Raw genomic sequence first — 3,026 nt, forward strand, 5'->3', positions numbered from 1 at the left:
ACGATATCCTTTCTTTAGATAAACAACAAAATATAATAGGGGCATTTATTTTAGATGTTATTCCTAATTCATCGATACTGGATGTACTTCAAACTGGAGAAGAACAATTTGATCGCCAATTAAATATAAAGGGACAGGATGTTATTGCCAATCGTCTACCTATTAAAGTTAATCATAAAGTAACGGGTGTAGTATCCAGCTTACGCCTGAAATCTGAAATGGATCAATTAACAGCAGAATTGTCTCAAACGCGGCAATATACAGAGGCATTGCGGGCACAAACGCATGAATATAACAATTTATTATATACGCTTTCGGGTCTTATCCAATTAGAGTCGTATGAAGATGCTTTAGAGCTTATTCATAAGGAAACGGCAGTATATCAAGAGTTCGTTCAATTTATTATGAAACGAATTCAAAATCCATGGTTAGGTGGGATTTTAATTGGATTTTATAATAGGGCGCGAGAGTTGAAGATTGATTTTATGTTAGATCGGGAAAGTAGTTTAGAAGAGTTAAGTCCGCATATTGAGAGTAATTACGTTGTTTCTATTTTAGGGAATTTGATTACGAATGCATTTGAAGCAATTGAAAGAAATCACGAGCATAATAAGAAAGTAAGAATGTTTGTAACAGACATTGGAGAAGAAATATTAATTGAAGTGGAAGATTCAGGACAAGGTGTTCATGATGAAATAATTACAAGCATATTCTATAAAGGTTTTTCGACGAAAGCGGGCGAAAAACGTGGATATGGGTTAGCAAAAGTGAAAGAGTTAGTGGAAGATTTAAATGGAAGTATTGCGATTGAAAAAGGGGATTTAGGTGGTGCTTTATTTATCATTGCATTACCGAAAGAGAGAGGCGAATTGTAATGAATGAGGGGATTGAAGTATTGATTGTAGAAGATGATATTCGGATTGCGGAAATTCATCGTCGTTTTACTGAAAAAATTGAGGGGTTTAAAGTAATTGGAACAGCAACGACTGGGGAACAGGCGAAGGAATGGTTAGAGTTTGTAAAGCCGCAACTCGTTTTATTAGATGTATATTTACCTGACATGCAAGGGACTGAACTCGTCACATATATTAGGCATAATTTGCATGATACAGATATTATTATGATTACAGCCGCATCAGAGACGGATGTAGTGCGGCATGCTTTACGAGGCGGAGTAACAGATTATATCGTAAAGCCACTTACGTTTGATCGGTTTAAAACAAGTTTAGAAAGTTATCAAAAGAAGATTACGAAGTTAAAGAAAAATGCTCAATTATCTTCAGAACAGATTGAACATCTATGGTCTCAAAGAGGGGTGCAGGCAAATCAAATAGAATATGCACCAAAAGGAATCGATCCTTTAACGTTAGCAAAAATAAAAAAGCATATGTTAACTGTTAATGAGGAGGGAATTACTGCAGAGATGCTAAGTTCAATGGTAGGTGTAAGCCGATCAACTTCGAGGCGCTATTTAGAGTATTTGATCTCTGGAAAGAAAGTGCATGCGGAGCTTATATATGGAAGTGTGGGGAGGCCAGAAAGAAGGTATTTCCGCGTTTCTTCATAGGGGACTTTCACAACAATAAAAACAGTAGAGGATTACATTTCCTCTACTGTTTTTATTGTTTCATCTTATATTGGAATAATTCCAATTGCAATTCCAGTAATCAACATAACCATTGTCGTTCCAACAGCCCAAAGTAAAGTAAATCGTTGGTGTTCACCAAAATCAACCTTTGCCATACCGACTAATAAATAAGTGGAAGCAACGAGGGGACTCAGTAAGTGAACAGGTTGACCGAGTAACGAAGCACGTCCCATTTCTGCTGCACTAATTCCGTAAGCTGCAGCAGCTTTCGTTAAAATAGGTAATACACCGAAGTAAAAAGCATCATTAGACATGAAAAATGTGAACGGCATACTTAGTAAAGCTGTAATAATTGGAAGCTGGGGGCCAAGTGCATCTGGTATAAGAGTAACAACACTTTGAGCCATTGCATCTACCATTTTTGTTCCAGATAGAATACCTGTGAAAATTCCAGCAGCAAAGACGAGAGAAACAACCGCTAATACGTTTCCAGCGTGAGACGCAATACGCTCTTTTTGTTGTTCTAAGTTAGGGTAGTTAATCATAACAGCAATAGCAAAAGCGACTGTAAATAAAACAGGTAACGGCATAACTTCTAGTATGAGACAGACGAGGAGGGAAGCAGTTAATAAAAAGTTAATCCATAGCAGTTTCGGGCGTTTATGTATTTCAGCTTCAACTGTCGCAGCTTGCTCATCCATTGTTTGCATGTGTTTTAAGTATTGTACATCCATAATTCCTAAACGTTTTCTTTCTTTTTTTCCAAGATAGTAGGCAACGAAAACTACCCAAATTGCACCAGCAATCATTCCTGGTATAAGTGGTGTGAAGAGTTCTGATGCATCAAGTCCAAGAGCACTCATAACCCGAGCTGTTGGTCCACCCCAAGGTGTAAGATTTGTCACACCTGCTCCTAACATAACAACCCCAGCTAATATAAGTGGATTCATCCCAAGACGTTTATATAGTGGATACATTGCGGAAACTGTAATCATATATGTTGTTGTTCCATCCCCATCTAATGAAACGATAATAGTAAGGATAGCCGTACCAACAACAATTTTTAAAGGATCACCTTTTACAAATTTCAAAATTTTACTAATGACAGGATCAAATAAACCACTATCAATCATAATCCCAAAATATAAAATGGCGAACATAAGCATAATACCAGTAGGTGCTAACTTTTTAATACCGTCTAACATCATAGGACCCATATTTGCATAAAATCCACCAATTAATGCGAAAATAATTGGAATTAATATTAATGCTACTAATGCTGACATACGTTTAGTCATAATCAAAAACATAAAGACAAATACCATTGCAAATCCAAGTAATGCTACCATGTAATCTCCCCCTCAAAAAAATGATTGCGCTTTCAATATAAAACGAAAATTCAGATAAAAGGTTTTTTATTTATAATAAAAGGTTCAAT

The 3,026-nt window shown here is 36.3% G+C and carries 3 protein-coding genes; 2 read left to right on the plus strand and 1 reads right to left on the minus strand.

The window, feature by feature from the left end:
- Both V7038_RS26880 and V7038_RS26885 read left to right on the plus strand, forming a co-directional pair.
- A partial coding sequence (locus V7038_RS26880) for a sensor histidine kinase (RefSeq protein ID WP_335695894.1) occupies positions 1 to 875 on the plus strand: 875 nt, incomplete at its 5' end.
- Entirely contained in the window at positions 875 to 1,567 is a 693-nt protein-coding gene (locus V7038_RS26885; RefSeq protein WP_002113922.1) for a response regulator, read from the plus strand. The genes V7038_RS26880 and V7038_RS26885, both read left to right, overlap by 1 nt.
- A gap of 65 nt (positions 1,568 to 1,632) precedes the next feature.
- Here the strand turns inward: V7038_RS26885 and V7038_RS26890 are convergent, their stop codons facing one another.
- On the minus strand, positions 1,633 to 2,937 hold the full coding sequence (locus V7038_RS26890) for a CitMHS family transporter (RefSeq protein WP_002113923.1): 1,305 nt from the start codon (positions 2,935 to 2,937) through the stop codon (positions 1,633 to 1,635).
- Positions 2,938 to 3,026: the final 89 nt, after the last annotated feature.

Source organism: Bacillus sp. JJ783 (assembly GCF_036963225.1).
Taxonomy (GTDB): domain Bacteria; phylum Bacillota; class Bacilli; order Bacillales; family Bacillaceae_G; genus Bacillus_A; species Bacillus_A cereus_U.